This window comes from Futiania mangrovi, assembly GCF_024158125.1.
Classification (GTDB): Bacteria; Pseudomonadota; Alphaproteobacteria; order Futianiales; family Futianiaceae; genus Futiania; species Futiania mangrovi.
The window spans coordinates 702633-719688 of the sequence record NZ_JAMZFT010000001.1 but is presented as its reverse complement, the minus strand read 5'-3'; the positions used below and the strand labels follow the sequence as shown (position 1 = coordinate 719688).

The 17056-nt window shown below is 64.9% G+C and carries 16 protein-coding genes; 8 read left to right on the top strand and 8 right to left on the bottom strand.

Features of this window, described 5'->3' with window-relative positions:
• Positions 1–405 precede the first annotated feature (405 nt).
• Positions 406–1014 carry a TetR/AcrR family transcriptional regulator gene (locus tag NJQ99_RS03550; protein WP_269331418.1) on the bottom strand — a complete coding sequence of 203 codons (609 nt, stop codon included), beginning with the start codon at positions 1012–1014 and terminating at the stop codon, positions 406–408.
• Between the two features lie 140 nt (positions 1015–1154).
• Positions 1155–1964: an enoyl-CoA hydratase/isomerase family protein gene (locus NJQ99_RS03545; protein WP_269331417.1), complete on the bottom strand. Its 810-nt coding sequence runs from the start codon at positions 1962–1964 to the stop codon at positions 1155–1157.
• Positions 1965–2288: 324 nt separating this feature from the next.
• On the opposite strand from NJQ99_RS03545, the gene NJQ99_RS03540 reads away from it, so the two are divergent.
• From NJQ99_RS03540 to NJQ99_RS03515, 6 genes are all read left to right on the top strand, one after another.
• Positions 2289–3467 (top strand): CaiB/BaiF CoA transferase family protein, encoded by a 1179-nt coding sequence (locus NJQ99_RS03540; RefSeq protein WP_269331416.1) that lies wholly within the window; start codon positions 2289–2291, stop codon positions 3465–3467.
• 47 nt (positions 3468–3514) lie between these two features.
• Positions 3515–4552: a TRAP transporter substrate-binding protein gene (locus tag NJQ99_RS03535; RefSeq protein ID WP_269331415.1), complete on the top strand. Its 1038-nt coding sequence runs from the start codon at positions 3515–3517 to the stop codon at positions 4550–4552.
• 72 nt (positions 4553–4624) lie between these two features.
• Positions 4625–5140 (top strand): TRAP transporter small permease, encoded by a 516-nt coding sequence (locus NJQ99_RS03530; protein WP_269331414.1) that lies wholly within the window; start codon positions 4625–4627, stop codon positions 5138–5140.
• 13 nt (positions 5141–5153) lie between these two features.
• The gene (locus NJQ99_RS03525; RefSeq protein WP_269331413.1) at positions 5154–6452 is read left to right on the top strand and encodes a TRAP transporter large permease; all 1299 of its coding nucleotides are present in this window, start codon (positions 5154–5156) and stop codon (positions 6450–6452) included.
• 22 nt (positions 6453–6474) lie between these two features.
• Positions 6475–7269, top strand: a complete 795-nt coding sequence (locus tag NJQ99_RS03520) for an enoyl-CoA hydratase/isomerase family protein (RefSeq protein WP_269331412.1) — start codon at positions 6475–6477, stop codon at positions 7267–7269.
• Positions 7270–7271: 2 nt separating this feature from the next.
• The gene (locus NJQ99_RS03515) at positions 7272–8486 is read left to right on the top strand and encodes a CaiB/BaiF CoA transferase family protein (protein ID WP_269331411.1); all 1215 of its coding nucleotides are present in this window, start codon (positions 7272–7274) and stop codon (positions 8484–8486) included.
• 51 nt (positions 8487–8537) lie between these two features.
• On the opposite strand, the gene NJQ99_RS03510 is transcribed toward NJQ99_RS03515, so the two are convergent.
• From NJQ99_RS03510 to NJQ99_RS03495, 4 genes are all read right to left on the bottom strand, one after another.
• Positions 8538–9701 carry an acyl-CoA dehydrogenase family protein gene (locus NJQ99_RS03510; RefSeq protein ID WP_269331410.1) on the bottom strand — a complete coding sequence of 388 codons (1164 nt, stop codon included), beginning with the start codon at positions 9699–9701 and terminating at the stop codon, positions 8538–8540.
• A 57-nt stretch (positions 9702–9758) separates the two neighbouring features.
• Positions 9759–10532, bottom strand: a complete 774-nt coding sequence (locus tag NJQ99_RS03505) for an SDR family NAD(P)-dependent oxidoreductase (protein ID WP_269331409.1) — start codon at positions 10530–10532, stop codon at positions 9759–9761.
• A gap of 48 nt (positions 10533–10580) precedes the next feature.
• The gene (locus tag NJQ99_RS03500) at positions 10581–11816 is read right to left on the bottom strand and encodes a thiolase family protein (RefSeq protein ID WP_269331408.1); all 1236 of its coding nucleotides are present in this window, start codon (positions 11814–11816) and stop codon (positions 10581–10583) included.
• Between the two features lie 192 nt (positions 11817–12008).
• Entirely contained in the window at positions 12009–12803 is a 795-nt protein-coding gene (locus NJQ99_RS03495) for an SDR family NAD(P)-dependent oxidoreductase (RefSeq protein ID WP_269331407.1), read from the bottom strand.
• 330 nt (positions 12804–13133) lie between these two features.
• On the opposite strand from NJQ99_RS03495, the gene NJQ99_RS03490 reads away from it, so the two are divergent.
• Both NJQ99_RS03490 and NJQ99_RS03485 read left to right on the top strand, forming a co-directional pair.
• Positions 13134–13586 carry a MaoC family dehydratase gene (locus tag NJQ99_RS03490; protein ID WP_269331406.1) on the top strand — a complete coding sequence of 151 codons (453 nt, stop codon included), beginning with the start codon at positions 13134–13136 and terminating at the stop codon, positions 13584–13586.
• A gap of 112 nt (positions 13587–13698) precedes the next feature.
• Entirely contained in the window at positions 13699–14541 is an 843-nt protein-coding gene (locus NJQ99_RS03485) for an IclR family transcriptional regulator (RefSeq protein ID WP_269331405.1), read from the top strand.
• An 80-nt stretch (positions 14542–14621) separates the two neighbouring features.
• On the opposite strand, the gene dctP is transcribed toward NJQ99_RS03485, so the two are convergent.
• Complete coding sequence (gene dctP / locus NJQ99_RS03480; RefSeq protein WP_269331404.1) at positions 14622–15662, bottom strand: TRAP transporter substrate-binding protein DctP; 1041 nt, start codon at positions 15660–15662, stop codon at positions 14622–14624.
• 175 nt (positions 15663–15837) lie between these two features.
• Complete coding sequence (locus tag NJQ99_RS03475) at positions 15838–17049, bottom strand: CaiB/BaiF CoA transferase family protein (protein ID WP_269331403.1); 1212 nt, start codon at positions 17047–17049, stop codon at positions 15838–15840.
• Positions 17050–17056 lie beyond the last annotated feature (7 nt).

Below are 17056 nucleotides of genomic sequence, written 5' to 3'. Positions count from 1 at the left end.
ACCGTTCGTGGCTGATGTCGATGCCTCGCTCGTGGCGCAGGTTCTCGACGATCCTCGGCGGGGGCGGGAAGCAGTCATCGACCGGGAGGCACTCGCCGAAGCCTGCTGGAAGCGAGACCGCCTGCCGTGGACGGGCTGGACGCACGAGATGGACAGCGGCACGCTATTGCAGACCGAGCGCAGCCCTCCGGATCGTTCGGCACGAGGACAAGCCCCTCGGGGTGGCGCATGCGGAAGTGGCTCGTTCCGGTTACCAGGCCGGAGCAGGCGCACCGCCAATGACCTTGGGACATCCAGCGAGACTTGCCTGTATGGGGAGCCGCCGCTTGGCGCAATCGCGTCCACAAGCGGCCGTCTCGCCGCCCCACCCGCAAGACGCCTGCGCAGGGCGACGGCCCCGCCGGCCTAGGTGCGGGGGCTCAGCCCATTGGACAGGAAGCCGATCAGTACGTCGGCAACCTGCTCCCCCGTCAGTTCGCCCGCGGGCGAATACCAGCTTGGCACCCAGCTCACCGCCCCCATGATCGCGAAGATCGCGAACTTCGGCTCGCAAGGCGCAATACTGCCGTCCGCGATTCCTTCTTCGACGAAGCTGCGCATCCGCGCTTCGAACTTGTCCCGGAAGCTGACGACGTAGCTGCGCTCCTCCGGCTTCAGCGCGGACACGTCCACGAGAATCGAGAAATTCAGCTCCGACGTCATCCCGACAATGTAGTTCCTCACCGTCAGGGTCAGTTTCTCGAAGCCATTGCGGCCTTCGGACTCGGCGTCTTCCAAGGCTTTCTGAGCAATCTGGATCGCGAGCTTGTGGCACTCGAAAAGGATTTCATTCTTGTTCTTGAAATAATAATAGATCGCAGCCTTTGTCAGGCCGATACTTTTTGCAACATCTTCGAGCGTGGTGCTGTAGAAACCGTTCCGCCCGAATGCGGCGCCAGCCATACGGATCACGATTTCGCGCTTCTCTCGCTGCCGGTCTTCTGTTGTGGCGACCAGCTCGTTCCATCTGCTCATCTCTGCCTACGCACGCCCCCGGATCAGATCATAAGAGCCCGGCCATGGCTCCGTGCACAGAGCCGAAAGCCAGCGACGAGCGGTCCACACGGCCGGCTCAAGCCGGGTTCTCCATACACGGAGAACGCGGACTTGGCCAGCTAGCGCCCCGTGAACACCGGGGCGCGCTTCTCGGAAAACGCAGCGAGGCCCTCTGCCATGTCGGCGGTCCCGGTATGCGCAGCCGATGCCACACGCTCGGCGGTCAGCCCGGATGCGCGATCGCTCTGATCAGAGAGGTGAATGAGTTCCTTCATCCTCTTCAGGCCAATCGGGCTTCGCGCGGCAAGTTTCTCCGTCAGCGAGGCAAGCTCCGTGTCAAAGGCACTGTCATCGACGACCCGGGACACGAGCCCCATGTCGAACATCTGGTCCGGCGTGAAGATGTCGCCGCTGAAGGCGATGTACTTGGCGCGGTTTACCCCCGCCTTCCGCGTCAGCCGATAGGCGCCCCCGCTGCCCGGCAGGAATCCGTAGATCGCGTGGCCATCGCCGATCCGCGCAGTGCGAGCCGCCACCACGATGTCGCAACATAGCGCCAGTTCGAACCCGCCAGCGAGACAGAACCCCTCGATGGCCGCAACGACGGGCATCGGCAGATCCTCTATACGGTTCATGACGCGCTGCACGTAGGGCACGAACTCTTCGGAGAAGCGCCAGGGCGCCTCGGCCAGCAGCCCGGACACATAGGCAAGATCGGCGCCGGCACAGAAATTTCCACCCGCGCCGCGGAAAACCAGAACCCTGCACCCAGCCGCCACGGCTTGATCGAGGCAGGCTTCAATGTCGTCCAGCATCTGCAGGGAAATCGAGTTGCGCTTTTCCGGCCGGTTCAGCGTGATGACCGCGACGTGGCCTTTGATGCCGAGGGTCGCGTGCTGGGTCTCGGTGGCTGCTTCGGAAGCCGACATCCTGTCTCCTTTCGACCCGCATCTGAAACTGCCACGGAGATCCGGGGTTTCCGTGTTGCACATGGCGCCGGGGCAGTCCGGGCTGGGCACACCGCCCGAGAGATGACCTCTCCAACCGCCCTACGCCACAATGACATTGACTTCATAGTCAGTTTGTTTAACCTCACGGTTAGTACGTGTCAATCGACGAGGGGCGATGCTTGCCCCGGTTGCAGCCGGATCCCGGTGCGGATTCCACCGGGACGCCACGGCGCGACAGGGCCAGCGCCAGTAGGCTGAAGGGCATCGCGAGGCGAACAAATCAAGGCACGGTCTGGGGCATCGATGAACGACACACCGGGACGCAGCGCAACGGCAAGGCCCCCGCTTCGGGGGATCCGGGTGCTCGATTTCTCCTGGCTGCTGCCCGGTCCGTTCTGCACCATGCAACTGGCCGAACTCGGCGCAGACGTCGTCAAGATCGAGGGGCCCCAGGGGGATTATGCCCGCGAGATGTTGCCGGGCCTCTTCGCCGTTGCGAACAGGAACAAGCGCAGCGTCTCCATCGATCTCAAAGCCCCCGGTGCCTTGGCGATCGTCGACCGGATGGTGGAACGGGCGGACGTCGTGATCGAAGGCTTCAGGCCCGGCGTGGCCGACCGGCTCGGCATCGGGTACGAGCGACTCAGCGAGATCAACCCGCAAATCGTCTACGCCTCCGTTTCCGGGTTCGGGTCGTGCGGACCCCTCGCGGCTCATCCGGGCCACGACATCAACTATCTTGCCTACTCAGGCGTGCTTTCCATACCCGGCCAATGGGATCGCAAGATCGCACGGGGTGCGTTACCGGTCGCCGATCTCTCTGCAGCAATGACGGCCGCGCTGAGCATCGTGGCAAGCCTCCTCGACAGCCGCGCGAGCGGGCGCGGGCGCTATCTCGACGTGGCGATGCTGCCGGCGCTGATGAGCTGGGCGCAGGTCAGGACGGCGGACCACCTGGCGGCCGAGGATGGCTCCTGGCCTCATCTGAACCCGCTCAACGACATCTACGAGACGCAGGACGGCAAGCTCGTCTCGCTGGCGCTGGTCGAGCCGAAGTTTCTGCGTGCCTTCTGCGAGGCCGCGGGTTGCGAAGAAATCCTCACTTCGGGGGACTATGACGCCTTCGCAGGACGTCACGACCTGGAGGCGGGCCAGCGCCTCAGCGCCAGTGTGCGCGGCGTGATCGCATCGAGGAGCGCGGCAGACTGGGATCGGCTGCTGATCTTGCACGGCGTCCCCTATGCCCCGGTGCTCACCCCATCCGAGGCGCTGGATAACCCTCAACTCGGCGCGCTCGGTCTTGGGACGCGGGCGCCGGAGGGTATCCCGAAGGGCTATTTCCCGTTCCCGGTACCTGGTGTGTCCTCGGGCAGGGCAATGCCGGCGCCGGGACGGGGTGAACACACGGCCGAGGTGCTCAAGGAGTTCGGCATCGCGGAAGCAGATATCGCCGGGTTGCATTCGGCGCATCAGACCGCGTGACCTGCGTATCGGAGCACGCAAACAATAATCGAAGGGAGGAACAGGAAATGAAAGCGATCAACAGGAGAACGTCCCTGCGCGCGCTGATGAGCGGCGTACTGGGCGCGGCAGTTCTCGCGGGCAGCAGCGCAACGGCTTCAGCGCAGGAGATAACGCTTCGCGTCGCGGACTCCTTCTCGGAGAACCACTACGTATCGAAACAGCTGATCGTCCCGTGGATGAAGCGTGTCGAGGAACTCACCGGGGGGAAGGTCGCCTTCAGCTACTTCCCCGGCGAGGCGCTCGCCAAGTCGAAGGATCTGCTCGACGCCGCAAAGAACCAGATCGCCGACATCGTCTATGCGGCGCCGCTTTACATCAGTGACCGCCTGCCGTTGTCGAGCATCGTCGCCCTGCCCGGCGTTCCGGGGAATGCGGTGCAGAAGTCGGCAGCGTATCAGCAGCTTGTCGACGACATGCTTGCCGAGGTCGAGTTCGCGCGCGAGGACGTGGTTCCGCTGATGGCGGTGACGGTTGCCGGTTACGAGTTCAACATGAACGGGCCGAAGATCGACTCGGCCGACGCACTGAAGGGCAAGAAGATGCGCTCCTCGGGCGGCCTGCAGGAAAAGACGGTCGAGGCGCTGGGCGGCATCCCCGTGCAGATCGCCGGTCCGGAAGTCTACGCCGCGCTGCAGCGGGGCACGGTGGACGGCACGATCACACCGCTCGCCAGCGTCCAGCCCTATGCGTTCGACGAAGTGCTCAAGTCCATCACGACCAACGCCGACCTCGGGACCTTCCCCATCACCTACGTGATCAACGCGAGCGTCTGGGGCGGCCTGCCGGATGACGTGAAGTCGGCGATGCGCCAGGCAAGCGATGAGGTGAATGGCACGTTCGGAGCCTATGTCGATGCGCGGACGGTAAAGGCCGAGGAGGAACTGCGCGCAAAGGGACTGGACCTCTACGAACTGCCTGCGGACATCCTCGCGGAGTTCCGTGCGAGAACCGCGCCGATCGCCGACGACTGGGCGTCCGGCCTCGAAGCGCGTGGCTATCCGGCCCGCAAGGTTCTGGAGAGCTGGCGCGCGCTGCTCAACTGACGGGCGCAGAGATGGCGGCCCGGCCGTTCGGCCGGGCCGTTCGCCTGTCGGTTTGATGCGGGAACACCCAACATGCTCAACAGCCTGGACCGTGGCCTGGACTGGTTCGAACGGGTGCTTTACCTCGGCGCGGCCGCAGCGTTGGCGCTCATGATGGTGTCGATCTCCGCGGATGCGTTGGGCCGATACCTTTTCACACAACCCGTCCGCGGCGTTTACGAGCTCAATGAACTCTACCTCCTGACCGCGACCGTCTATCTGTCCATCGCACGCGCGCAGCGCCTGGACGAACACATCGCGGTGCACGCCATCTTCCTGGCGATGCCGCGTCCGGTCCGGCGCGTCGTGCGCGTCACCGGGCGCGTTCTCAGCGCGGCTCTGTTCGCCGCCATCGCCTACAAGACCGGTGGCATGGCGCTGCAGCAGTTCGAGATGGGCAACGCCACATCCGGCGCAGTCACACTGCCCACGTGGATCGGCTGGTTCTTCGTGGCCGTCGGATCGGGCGCCATGACCCTGCGCCTGCTGCTGCAAGTGGTCTTCGAAGTATGCGGCAGGGACGTCCCTGGCGACAGACCAGAGCATTGAGCGAGAGGCTGCCGTGACATTCGAAATCTTCTCTGTCTTTGTTCTGCTCGCCGGACTGATTACCGTAGGCACGCCAATCGCCTTCTCGATGGCGATCTCCGGTGCCATCGGTCTCTGGCTCGTCCTTGGCCCGATGGCGGTCCTCGGCGTCCTTCAGAACACGTCCTACCGCAGCACCGCGAGCTTCCTGCTGGTGACCGTTCCCATGTTCATGCTCATGGCCGAGTTCATGAGCCGCAGCGGGATCGCCACGGGCATCTTCCAGGCAGCCAACGCCTTTCTGAGGAAGGTCAAGGGCGGCCTCGCAATCGGCACCGTCGTTGCGAACGCTGTGATGGCGGCCATTTCGGGCTCCAGCACGGCGACGACGGCGGCCATGGCTTCCGTCGCACTGCCGGAGATGAGGCGCCATGGCTACGACGACCGGCTGAGCCTCGGCGTTATTTCGGTTTCCGGCACGCTCGCCATCATGATCCCGCCCAGCATCCCTCTGATTCTCTACGGCGTGATCACCGAGACCTCGATCGGAAAACTCTTGATCGCCGGCATCCTGCCGGGACTCCTGACCGCGGTGGGATACTGTGTAGCGATCTGGTTGATGGTCTGGCTTCGCCCGGAGATTGCTCCAACACCGAAGGATGAGCCCAGCACCCCCACCGTCCGTCCGGTTCGCCAGGTGATCGGCGCATGGGACGGCCTTCTTCTGGCCGGGATCGTTCTTGGCGGCATCTACAGCGGCGCGATCACGCCGACCGAGGCATCCGCGATCGGCGCCCTGGGCGCCTTCCTCATCGCCGTTTTCTATCGGCGCATCGGCATCAAGGGGCTGACAGGCGCGATCGACTCCGCGACCCGCATCTGCGGCGTGATCTTCCTCATCGTCATCGGGGCGATGATCTTCAGCTATTTCCTGTCGGCTTCCCAGGTCTCGCGGAACCTGGTGCTCTGGGTCGAGCAGATCGACCAGCCGGTGATGATCCTGTTCTGCATCCTGCTGGTCGTCTACATCTGCCTGGGCTTCTTCATGGATCAGCTCGCGATCCTGTTCCTGACGCTGCCGCTGTTCTTCCCGCTCGTGATGTCGTGGGAGATGGACCCGATCTGGTTCGGGATCATCGTGACGAAGACGGTGGAGATCGGACTGATTACGCCTCCACTCGGCATGAATGCCTATGTCGCGGCGAGCGCGACAGGCGCACCGATCGAAAAGGTGTTCCGCGCGATATTTCCATTCTTCATCGTCGACGTCGTTATTCTCATTATCCTGGTCGCATTTCCGCAGATCAGTCTCTGGCTACCCGGAATGATGTGATCGCAGCCCAAGGAACAAGAAAATGTCAGACGTCTTGGTGGAACGGGACGGCCATGTCTTCGTCATTGCCATAAACCGCCCTCACAAGAAGAACGCGTTCACCCTGGAGGTGCTGGAGGAGATCGCCTCAACGCTGCTCAGACTCAGGCGCGATCCCGCGTGCCGGGCCATCATCCTCACGGGCACCGGCGACTCGTTCTGCGCCGGCGTGGACCTGTCGATCATGGAAGGCATGCGGGCCGACGGCAGCGCGACGCCCAGCGGCTGGAAATCCCTTCTGATGGACCGCGTGCACAAGATCGCGCTGGCGCTCGACGACTTCGACAAGCCGGTGATCGCAGCCGTCGGCGGACCAGCCTACGGGGCGGGCATGGACCTCGCGCTCATGTGCGACATGCGCTTCGTGGGAGCATCCGCCCGCATGTGCGAGGCCTACATCAACCTCGGCGTCGTGCCGGGCGACGGCGGCTGCTACTACCTTCCTCGGATCGTGGGCCTGCCGAAGGCGCTGGAGCTCCTCCTGAGCGGTCGCGTGGTCGGCGCCGCGGAGGCGCTCGAAATCGGGCTTGCCAACCGGGTCTGCGAGGACGACGCGCTGATGGCCGAGACCATGGCGTTCGCCCAGATCCTGGCGTCGAAGTCGCCGTCGGCAGTCCGCATGATCAAGCGCGCCACCTATCAGTCGCTGGCCTGCGACCTGCGGACGAGCCTCGACCTGATCTCGTCCCACATGGGCGTCGTTCAGAGCCTGGACGACACCGCGGAGGTCGCGCGCGCACTCAAGTCCGGCGACGAGCCCAACTTCAAGGAGCAGTAGGCATGGCAGGGAAGACGGCAGCCGGAGCGCTCGACGGCGTGCGGGTCCTCGACCTTACAAGCGTGTTTCTGGGCCCCTATTGCACACAGCTACTGGGCGACATGGGGGCCGACGTCATCAAGATCGAGCCGCCGGGAGGCGATACGACCCGCTACCTCGGCCCGTCGCGGTCCCGCGGCATGGGAGGGACGTTCCTCAACGTCAACAGGAACAAGCGGAGCTGCGTGCTGGACCTGAAGTCGCCGCTCGCAATGGAGACGCTGGCGCGCATGGTGCAGTCCTGTGACGTGATGGTTCACAACATGCGCCCCGCAGCCGCGGCACGGCTGGGGATCGACTATGCCTGGGCGCGCGCCCTGAACGAGAAGATCGTCTATTGCGCGGCCTTCGGGTTCGGGGAAGGTGGGCGATACGCCGGCCGGCCGGCCTTCGACGACTCCATTCAGGGCATCTCCGGTATTGCCGGCTACCAGGGGCTCCTGACCGGAAGCCCCGCCTATTGCGGGACCGTCGTCGCCGACAAGGTCACGGGCGCGATGGCCGCCAACGCGATCGTCGCGGCGCTGTTCGCCCGCGAGCGCACGGGGCTGGGCCAGTCCATCGACGTCCCGATGTTCGAGACGATGGTCGCCTTCGTCCTTGCGGAACACATGACGGGCGCGGCGTTCGAGCCCCCGCTCTCAACCCCCGTCTACGCGCGCGTCGTCTCCCGCAACCGCAAGCCCTACGAGACGGCGGACGGATACCTCACCGTCGTGCCCTACAACGACAAGCAGTGGCGGAAGTTCTTTGCCGCCATCGGGCGCGAGGATCTGGCCGCCGATCCGCGCTTCGCGGACATGGCGTCGCGGACCGTCAACATCGACGCGCTCTATACCCTCCTCGCCGACGAGATGAGGTCGCGGACCACGGCAGAGTGGATCGAGCTGCTGACCGCCAACGACATACCGAACGTGCCCGTGACGCAGCCCGAGGAGTTGCTGGGCGACCCGCACCTCGCGGACGTCGGGTTCTACCGGACCGCCCAGCACGAGAGCGAGGGCGAGATCCGCATGACCGCCCCGCCGGTAACGTTCTCGCAAACGCCGTCGGACATCAGGCACCTGGCGCCGCGGCTTGGCCAGCACACGGAAGAAGTGCTTGGGGAACTGGGCTTCAGCGCGGAGGAGATCGCCCGGCTCGCCGAGGCAGGTGTGACGAGGCCGCGCGGCGGCTAGACACCACCGCGCGCCGCCGGGCCTCCGCGCTCAAGGGGCCTCGCCCGCGCCTCAGGCGTTCCTGTAGAGGCTGCGCGAGATGATCTCGCGCTGGATGTCGCTCGTCCCCTCGCCGACGGTCATCAGGATGCCGTCCCGCCAGTAGCGGTTTGCATCGCTCTCTATCGAGTAGCCGAGGCCGCCGTGCAGGAGCATGGCCGTCTTGGTCACATTGGCGGCCATTTCCGAACAGACGAGCTTCACCATCCCTGCCTCGGCGTCGCAGCGCCCGCCGCGGTCCAGCGTGTTGGCGACGGCATGCGCAAGCGCTCGCGCCGCCGTAAGCTCTGCCGCCATGTTCGCCACCTTGAACTTGACGGCCTGGAAATCGGCGATCTTCTGGCCGAACTGCTCGCGCTCCAGCGTGTAGCGGAACGCCGCGTCATAGGCCGCCTGCGCGATGCCGAGACAGCGGAAGCCAATCAGCACGCGGGCGCGCTCGTAACCGTTCATGAGCTGGTAGAAGCCGCGCCCCTCCTCTCCGCCAATCAGGTTTTCCGCCGGCACGCGCAGGTCGTTGAACGACAGGCTGAACGAGTGCATGCCGTGGAACCCGGGCGTCCGGATATGGCTTCCCTCGATGGCCGGCGGCTGGAACTTCGGCCCCGGCTCCTTCTCGATCACGAGAAGGCTGATCCCGCGATGCTTGTGATGGTCGCTGGTGCGGACATAGGTGAAGATCAGGTCGGCGCGGTCGGCAAAGGTCGTGTACTGCTTGGCGCCGTTGACGACATAGTGGTCGCCGTCGCGGCGCGCCCGCGTCTTGATGTTCGCCGCGTCGGATCCGGCCTCGGGCTCGGTCCCCGCCGTGCAGGTCTGGATCTCACCGCTTGCGATGCCCGGGAGCCAGCGCTGTTTCTGCTCCTCGGTGCCGAAGGCTTCCAGGATGCTGCCGCAGAGCAGGTTGCGCTGAATGACGCTGCCCATGGCGAGGTTGCCGCGGCATAGCTCCTCGGTCACGAGGCCGATGGACAGAACGTCGAGGCCGAGCCCCCCGTACTCCTGGCTGATCCCCATGCCGAAAAAGCCGTTGTCCGCCATCTTCTGAAGAACAGATTCGGGGATGACGCCGTCCGTCAGGTCGATCTCGCGGGAAATGGGAATCAGCTCCTGCTCGGCGAACTTTCGCGCGGTCTCCTGGATGGAGGCCTGCTCTTCGGTAAGATTCCAGTCCATGCGCATGTCGAGGTTCCGTTCCTGCCCGTGATGCAAATTCGCGAAAGCGTATGGGTCTCACTTCGCCGTGAGGCGCGTTGCCGCGTCGAGGCGGATGGTCTCGCCGTTGATGTAGGCGTTCTCGACAAGGAAACGGCAACAATGCGCGAACTCCTCGGGCCGGCCGAGCCGCTTCGGGCTCTCGATGCGGTCGGTGAGCGCGGCGATGACCTTTTCGCCGAGCGATGCCGCCATGGGCGTGAGGAACAGTCCCGGCGCGATCGCGTTCACGCGGATGCCGTGGCGGCCCAGTTCGCGCGCGCTCGGCAGGTTCAGCCCGATCACGCCGTTCTTGGACGAGGCATAGGCGGGCTGCCCGATCTGCCCCTCGTAGGCCGCGCCGGACGAGGTGTTGACGATCACGCCGCGCTCCTCGCCGTCCTCGGGCGGGTTGAGCGCCATGCGCGCGGCGCACTGGCTCATCACGTTGTATGTGCCGATCAGGTTGATGCGCACCACGCGCTCGAAACTCGAGAGCGGGTTGGCGTTGCCGTCGCGGTCGAGGATCTTTCCCGGATCCGCGACGCCGGCGCAATTGACGCAGACATGGACCGCGCCATGGGCGGCAACGACCTCGTCAAGCGCGCGGGTGACCGAGGCCTCGTCCGTCACGTCGACCGCGTGAAACGAGACCCTGTCGCTGCCGAGGTCCGCCACGATCCCGGCGCCGCGATCCGCATTGAGGTCGAATATGGCGACCCGTGCACCCTGCGCGGCGAAATCGCGCACGACCGCCTCGCCGAGGCCCGATGCCCCGCCCGTCACCACCGCCACCTTGTCCTTCAACCGCACTGCCCCACCTCGCTTTCTTCTGCGTGATCCCGTCCGGTCTTCCCGCTGTCACTTCGACAGTATGGTGATCGCCGCGACGGCTTCTTCCACCCCGTAGAGGCCGCCGCCGTTCTCGGCGAGCGCCAGCTGCGCGCCTGCGACCTGCCGCTTGCCAGCCTCGCCGCGCAACTGGCTGACGAGCTCGTGGATCTGGCCGAGACCTGTCGCGGCGATCGGATGCCCCTTCGACTCCAATCCGCCCGACGGATTGATCGGGATGCGCCCCCCGATTGCAGTGTCGCCGCGTTCCGCTGCGGGTCCGCCCTCGCCGAACGCGAAGAAGCCGAGGTTCTCGCTCTGGATGATCTCGCCCATCGCGGTTGCGTCATGAACCTCGGCTACCGAAACATCCTCCGGTGCGATCCCTGCTTCTTCGTACGCCTTTCTTGCGGCGAGTACGGTGATGTGCCGGCGGTAGTCTTCGGGCGCGCGCGCCACCCCGGACTGCAGGACGCTGGCACGCACCCGGATGGCGCGGTTCCGCGCGCCGGCGAAGCGCTTGAGCCCGGCCTCGTTGCAGACGACCGCTGCCGCGGCGCCATCGCTGATGGGCGAGCACATGGGCAAGGTCAGCGGATAGGAGATCGGTGGAGCCGCCATCACCTCGTCGACGGTCATCGGCTCACGGTACTGTGCAAGCTCATTCTCGACCGAGTGCTGGTGGTTCTTCGCAGCGACGGCCGCGATCTGGCGCTGCGTGGTGCCGAACTCACGCATATGGAACCTGCAGAACGCCGCATAGACGTCCATGAAAACGCTGTAGGGCCGCTCCGACATGGTGCCCGGGGGTGGCTCCACACCCTCGCCCAGCGCCAGGAGGTGCCGCTTGTTTTCCTCAACGGTCGAAATGTCCCAGCCACTGTCGAACAGGCTGAGCATCTTGGCCTTGTCAGGGTTGAACAGCTTTTCCGCCCCCACGGCGAGGACCACGTCCGCCCTTCCCGCAGCGATGTGCTGCACGGCAAGGTTCAAGGCAGTCGATCCCGACGCACATGCGTTCTCGACGTTCACGATGGGCAAATCCTCGAAGCCCATGTCGCGCAGCGCAAGCTGGCCGCGCACGAAGGTCTGACCCTCCATGTACCCCTGGGCGGTGTTGGCGAAATAGGCGGCCTCGACGGCGTCCATGGGTACGCCCGCATCGCGCAGCGCCTGGTTGACGGCGAGCGCCGTCATGTCCTTCACCGTCAGGTCCGGCAGGCGTCCGAACCGCGTCATGCCCGTGCCGATGATGTAGATGCCCATGTCTGCGGCCTCAGGGATTCAGGATGGGTGGAGCCAGCGTTCGCAGCGGCCCGGCCGCGAGGCGTGCGGAACGGTGCCGCGGTCGGCGGGCGACCGATTTCAACTTCAAAGTCACTTACACTGACCCTAAAGTCAATATGCTCGCCGCCCTAGCGATGGACCGGCATCGAGGCGCACCAGGTCCGCCGGCCGTCAGTAGCCAGGGAAGGAGACGCCTCCGTTGATGCTGAGCGTCGATCCCGACACGCGGTCGGATTCAGGCGACGCGAGATAGTGGACATAGGCGGCGATGTCCTCAGGGTGTGCGAGGCCGAATACCGCGCGGTCCCGGATCTTCCGGAACACCTTGGCCTTGGCCGGAACCTTCTCGGCCTCCGGTCCCGTCAGTCGCTCGTAGGCCGACGTCCCCGCCGTCAGTGACAGGGCGACAGCGTTTACGCGAATGCCGTTGCGGGCAAGTTCGCTCCCCGCGGCGCGGGTCAGGTGGATCAGGAACGCGCCCGTCGCACCGATGATGGTTTCCGTCGGCGTAGGGGTGCGGCCTGCATCGGTCGTGATCAGGATGACCTTCCCATACCCGCGCGGGATCATCACCTCGCTCGCGGCCTTCAACCCGTTGAGACGGGGGATCAGCCGGCTTTCCGTACAGGCAATCATGTCCGCGACGCTCATGTCCTTGAAGAGCATCGGCCCCGGCTCCAGCGACCCACCGCTGCACACGGAGACATCGACCTTGCCGAACGCCGCCTCGGCCTCCAGGAAAACTCCGCGCACCTCCTCGTAATCCATCAGGTTTGCGGGGCGGAAGAGCACGCGACCCTGAAGGCCGCGGCACGCGTCGGCGATGCCCGCCGCGACCGCCTCGTCCCGGCCCTGGAAGGTGACATATGCGCCGTGCCTTGCCAGCCTTTCCACCATCGCACGCCCAAGCGCGCTGGTACCGCCGAGCACGACTACTGACCTGCCCGCCAAATTCCCTTGCTTCATGTCATCTCCCCCGATGTCTCGCTGCCCGGCAAAGGTGCGGTGTTCCAATTCCCATGATCAGCGTCTCACGCCACAGGCGCGACAATGGACCCGGCAGAAGCATCGGGAAGTCGGCGATCCTCACCCCCTCGGGCGGTTGTGAGGTTTCGGATCCTGCCACCTGCTCTCCCGCGGTGCGGTTGGTTGTGCCCCCACCCTGCGGCAGGCCTGGCCGGCCTTCACGGGCAGATGCCCGTTGACGATTGCCGCCACGCGGCGATAATGCGCATATTCGTATTTTTTTCGCAAATTCGTAAGCAAGGTGCAACGCGGATCTGGAGGACAAGGGCGATGGCGGGAATGTGGTTCGAGGACTTCGAGGCAGGAATGGTCATCGACCACGACATCTCCCGCACGGTGATCGAAACCGACAACCTCTGGTTCAGCAATCTCACGCTCAACACGCAGCCGCTGCACATCGACTTCCACAAGGCAAGAGAGTCGGAGTTCGGACAGCCCCTCGTGAACAGCCTCTTCACGCTCGCACTGATGATCGGCATGACGGTCACGGACACGACGCTTGGAACCACGGTCGGGAACCTCTCGATGGGCGAGATCAATTTCCCGAGACCCGTGTTCCATGGTGACAGCATACACACCCGAACCACGATCCGGTCGAAGCGGGAAAGCAAGTCCCGGCCGACCCAGGGCATCGTCGTTTTCTACCACGAGGCCTTCAACCAGAGGAACGAGCTGGTGGCGACATGCGAACGGACCGCCCTCATGAAGAAGCGGCCTGCATAAGCGGGCATGTAGCCCCTCCCCCCTCTGCTACCCGGCATAGGGGCGTTGCACGGCAAGTAGCGTTCGTGCATAGAAACACCGCCCCAGGATCCCAGACATCGACGCGAGCAGCATGGCGACGAAGAACGAAGGCCCAATGGCACTGGCGCGCGGGTTTGCTCTGCTGAGACTGCTCGCGACGAGGCCGAACGGTCTGAACCTGTCTTCCATTGCAGCCCAACTCGACGTTCCCAAGAGTTCGCTGGCCGGCACGCTGAAGGGGCTTTCGGACCAGGGACTCATCAGGCGACAGGGGGCGCTCTATCTCCTTGGAGAAGAGGCCCTGTCGCTCGCCTCGATGATCATGTCCGGGCGCAGTCTCAGGCAGATCGCCCGGCCCCACCTCGAAAAGGCAATGCAGGAGTGCGGCGAGACCGTCCTTCTGGCAGAGATGGGATCGGGGCAGACCGCCTTCGCCTATATCGACTTTGTCGAGACGTCGAAGACCATCCGCTTCTGTGCACACATCGGGGAGCAGAGACCGCTCTATCCGACGGCGTGCGGGCGCCTTTTCCTCGCCTTCATGCCGGACGCGGAACGGGATGCCTACTTCAGGAAGGTGAAGATGGCGGCCGTGACCGACAGGACAATCGTGGACCGCGACAAGCTCGAAGAGCTGCTGGAAACCATCAGGCAGGACGGCATTTCGGTCACCATGGGCGACTTCTCCTCGGATGCGGCGGGCTTTGCAACGCCTATCCGCGATGCGAGCGGCGCCGTGTGCGGGGGCCTCGTCATCGGCGCCCCGATCGCCCGTGGCAAGGCGGAGAACACCCGCTTCCGGAGGATCGCGAAGGAAACGGCGGCCGACATCTCCTCCGTCCTCGGCTACGTGCCGGAACAGGATCGGGCGGAACCGAAAGGTGCGCGCCCCGCGCGCAAACGCGCCTCGCAAGGAACGGGCACGACAGGCTGACGCGCTGCCGCGCCGGCCCGCCGGAAAGGAGCCGCAGGATGCGGCGCGGCCCCCTTCCGATCAGGTCCATGCAGGGGGGTTCAGGTGCCCTTCTGCGCCTTCTCGATCTCCGCGAGAAGCGCATCCAGGAGCCCGCGGGCGTCAAACTTGTCCTGGTTCTCCGCAACCCACTTGTCCCAGACAGGCTGCCCGGCAACCCTCCTCAGTTCCGCCAGTTGTTCGTCGGTGTAGACGAGTTCCTGAAGCTTCTCCCGGAACACAGGCACGTTCTTCTTGTCGATATCGACATAGGCGGCGATCTGGGCCTCGTAGGCCGCATCCTTGATGTCTTCCAGCAGGTCCTTGTACTGCTGGGGAAGATTTCCGTACGCGGTCTTGCCGAAGACGATCCAGCATTCCGTCACGCCGAGCGACATGTTGGACGTGTACCAGGTGCTGATCTCGGGCAGCTTGTAGGCCGAGAACGCATAGGTGAACGGGAACACGGCCGCCTCGATGGTTCCGCGCTCGAGGGAGGTATAGACGTCCGGCGCGGGAACCGTCGTCGGCACCGCGCCGAGGATCTCCATGGCGTCGCCCAACCCGCCGCCGGCACGGACGCGCATGCCCTTCCAGTCAGAGAGCGTCGCCGGGGGCTTGCCACGTCCCATTGCCTCGTTCGGCGGGATCAGGCCCGACATGTACGAGATGGCGTTCCACCGGTCCATGTCGGCGACCAGGGCCGGATGCTTCATCATGTTGTCGCGAACGGTACGCGACACGTTCCAGTCGCTGAACGGCAGGAACGGAAGGGTCAGAACCGACCAGGCGGGGTTCTTGCCGGGATGGTAGAAGCCGCACACGGACGCCCCCTGAAAGGCGCCGATGCTGAGACCGTCGAGATTCTCGCGCGACTTCGACAGCGCCTCGCCGTAGTGGATCTTCATCGTGAACTTGCCGCCGGTCCGCTCGGCGACAAGCTCGGCCGTTTTCTCCATGCCGGCGGTGAAGGCCCTCTTGTTGCCCCAGGTGGAAATGTTCCACTCCACCGTCGGGCCATCGACGGTCTGCGCCAGCGCAGGCAGCGACAGTGCAATGGCAGATGCCAACGCCACCGAAAGTGCTGTCGACTTGATCCTCATGCCTTCATCCTCCCTAGGGTTTGTCCAGGCGGTCGCTGTCCCCGTTCTTGCCGTGGGCAATGTCGCCGCCAGTTTTGCAGCACGCCACAAGACCATTCGCAGACTTCATGTGATCCTGGCGGTCTCTCGAAATCGGTCCGCCAGCTCCAGCAGCACCCGCGCCTCCTTCAGGCGTTCACGCAATCAATGTCGTCCTGTCGGCAATCATGCGCGCGACCTCTGCCTCGGCGTAGCCGAGCTCCCTCAGGATCTCGGAGCTGTGCTGGCCCAGGAGTGGCGCATGGCGCGTGCTCGACGGCTGAGTCTCCGACCAGGTGCTGGGGAACGCCATCTCGCGCAACTGCCCCTCGGACGGGTGAGAGTTCGTCGAGAAAAAGCCGACCGCCTTCAGGTGCGGATCGTCGAGCAGGCTCTCCAATGTGTGCACAGGCATCGCGGGAATGTCCGTCTCCTCGAAGAAGCGCAACCACTCGGCCGTGGTGCGGCCCCGCAGGATCTCGCCCAGGTCGCGGTAGATCGTCTCGATGTTGCGGGTCCGCGTCGTCATGGACTGGAAGCGGGGATCGGTATCGACCACCTCGCGCCTGCCGAGACCCTCGAAAAAACTCCGCCAGTGGGTGTCGGTGTAGATGACAACGCAGATGTGGCCGTCGCTCGTCCGGAACGGTCGCCGCTCCGGGGAAAGCAGGCGCGCATAGCCGACAGGGCCCTGCGGGGGCTCGAACGTCAGGCCCTGCATGTGATCGCTGAGCACGAAGCTCGCCATCATCTCGAACATGGGCATGTCGATCCGCTGACCCTGCCCTGTCCGGCTGCGGTGGAAGAGCGCCGCGGTGATCTGGCCGACCGCCCAAAGCGCCACCCCGCGGTCGACGATCGCGGTCGGCACATAGCGGAGTTCGGCATCGCCCGGGTGGCGCATCATGCTGGGGATCGCCACGACCCCCTGGATCAGGTCGTCGAAGGCAGGCTTGTGACCGTACGGCCCGTCCTGGCCGTAGCCGAACAGCCCCGCGTAGATCAGACCCGGGTTGGCCTCCCGGACCGTCTCGTAGGAGAGGCCCAGCCGTTCCATGACCGCCGGCCTGCGGTTGTAGACGAGGACGTCGGCGGTTTTCAGCAGGCGCATCATCGCCTCGTGTCCGCCAGGCGCCCTGAGATCCAGAACGATGCTGCGCTTGCTGCGGTTGGTGTTGAGGAAGATCGCCCCCATACCCGGACTTCTCAACGGGCCGATGCCCCGCACCGGATCGCCGCCGGGCGGGGCTTCGACCTTGATGACATCGGCCCCCATGTCGCCCAGGATCTGGGTCGTGTAGGGCGCCATCAACATGTTCGAGAGGTCAACGATCCGGACCCCGTCGAGCGGCCTCGATGTCGTCGTCATGCAGCCG

What these genes read in the sequence shown, in the direction of transcription:
- NJQ99_RS03500 (WP_269331408.1), bottom strand. Translation starts at nt 11,816, where the DNA reads ATGGGCATCTACATCATCGGCACGGGCATGACGCGGTTCGGACGCCTG.
- NJQ99_RS03485 (WP_269331405.1), top strand. Translation starts at nt 13,699, where the DNA reads ATGGCGACGAAGAACGAAGGCCCAATGGCACTGGCGCGCGGGTTTGCT.
- NJQ99_RS03475 (WP_269331403.1), bottom strand. Translation starts at nt 17,049, where the DNA reads ATGACGACGACATCGAGGCCGCTCGACGGGGTCCGGATCGTTGACCTC.
- NJQ99_RS03530 (WP_269331414.1), top strand. Translation starts at nt 4,625, where the DNA reads ATGCTCAACAGCCTGGACCGTGGCCTGGACTGGTTCGAACGGGTGCTT.
- NJQ99_RS03550 (WP_269331418.1), bottom strand. Translation starts at nt 1,014, where the DNA reads ATGAGCAGATGGAACGAGCTGGTCGCCACAACAGAAGACCGGCAGCGA.
- dctP (WP_269331404.1), bottom strand. Translation starts at nt 15,662, where the DNA reads ATGAGGATCAAGTCGACAGCACTTTCGGTGGCGTTGGCATCTGCCATT.
- NJQ99_RS03535 (WP_269331415.1), top strand. Translation starts at nt 3,515, where the DNA reads ATGAAAGCGATCAACAGGAGAACGTCCCTGCGCGCGCTGATGAGCGGC.
- NJQ99_RS03495 (WP_269331407.1), bottom strand. Translation starts at nt 12,803, where the DNA reads ATGAAGCAAGGGAATTTGGCGGGCAGGTCAGTAGTCGTGCTCGGCGGT.
- NJQ99_RS03520 (WP_269331412.1), top strand. Translation starts at nt 6,475, where the DNA reads ATGTCAGACGTCTTGGTGGAACGGGACGGCCATGTCTTCGTCATTGCC.
- NJQ99_RS03545 (WP_269331417.1), bottom strand. Translation starts at nt 1,964, where the DNA reads ATGTCGGCTTCCGAAGCAGCCACCGAGACCCAGCACGCGACCCTCGGC.
- NJQ99_RS03490 (WP_269331406.1), top strand. Translation starts at nt 13,134, where the DNA reads ATGGCGGGAATGTGGTTCGAGGACTTCGAGGCAGGAATGGTCATCGAC.
- NJQ99_RS03510 (WP_269331410.1), bottom strand. Translation starts at nt 9,701, where the DNA reads ATGGACTGGAATCTTACCGAAGAGCAGGCCTCCATCCAGGAGACCGCG.
- NJQ99_RS03515 (WP_269331411.1), top strand. Translation starts at nt 7,272, where the DNA reads ATGGCAGGGAAGACGGCAGCCGGAGCGCTCGACGGCGTGCGGGTCCTC.
- NJQ99_RS03540 (WP_269331416.1), top strand. Translation starts at nt 2,289, where the DNA reads ATGAACGACACACCGGGACGCAGCGCAACGGCAAGGCCCCCGCTTCGG.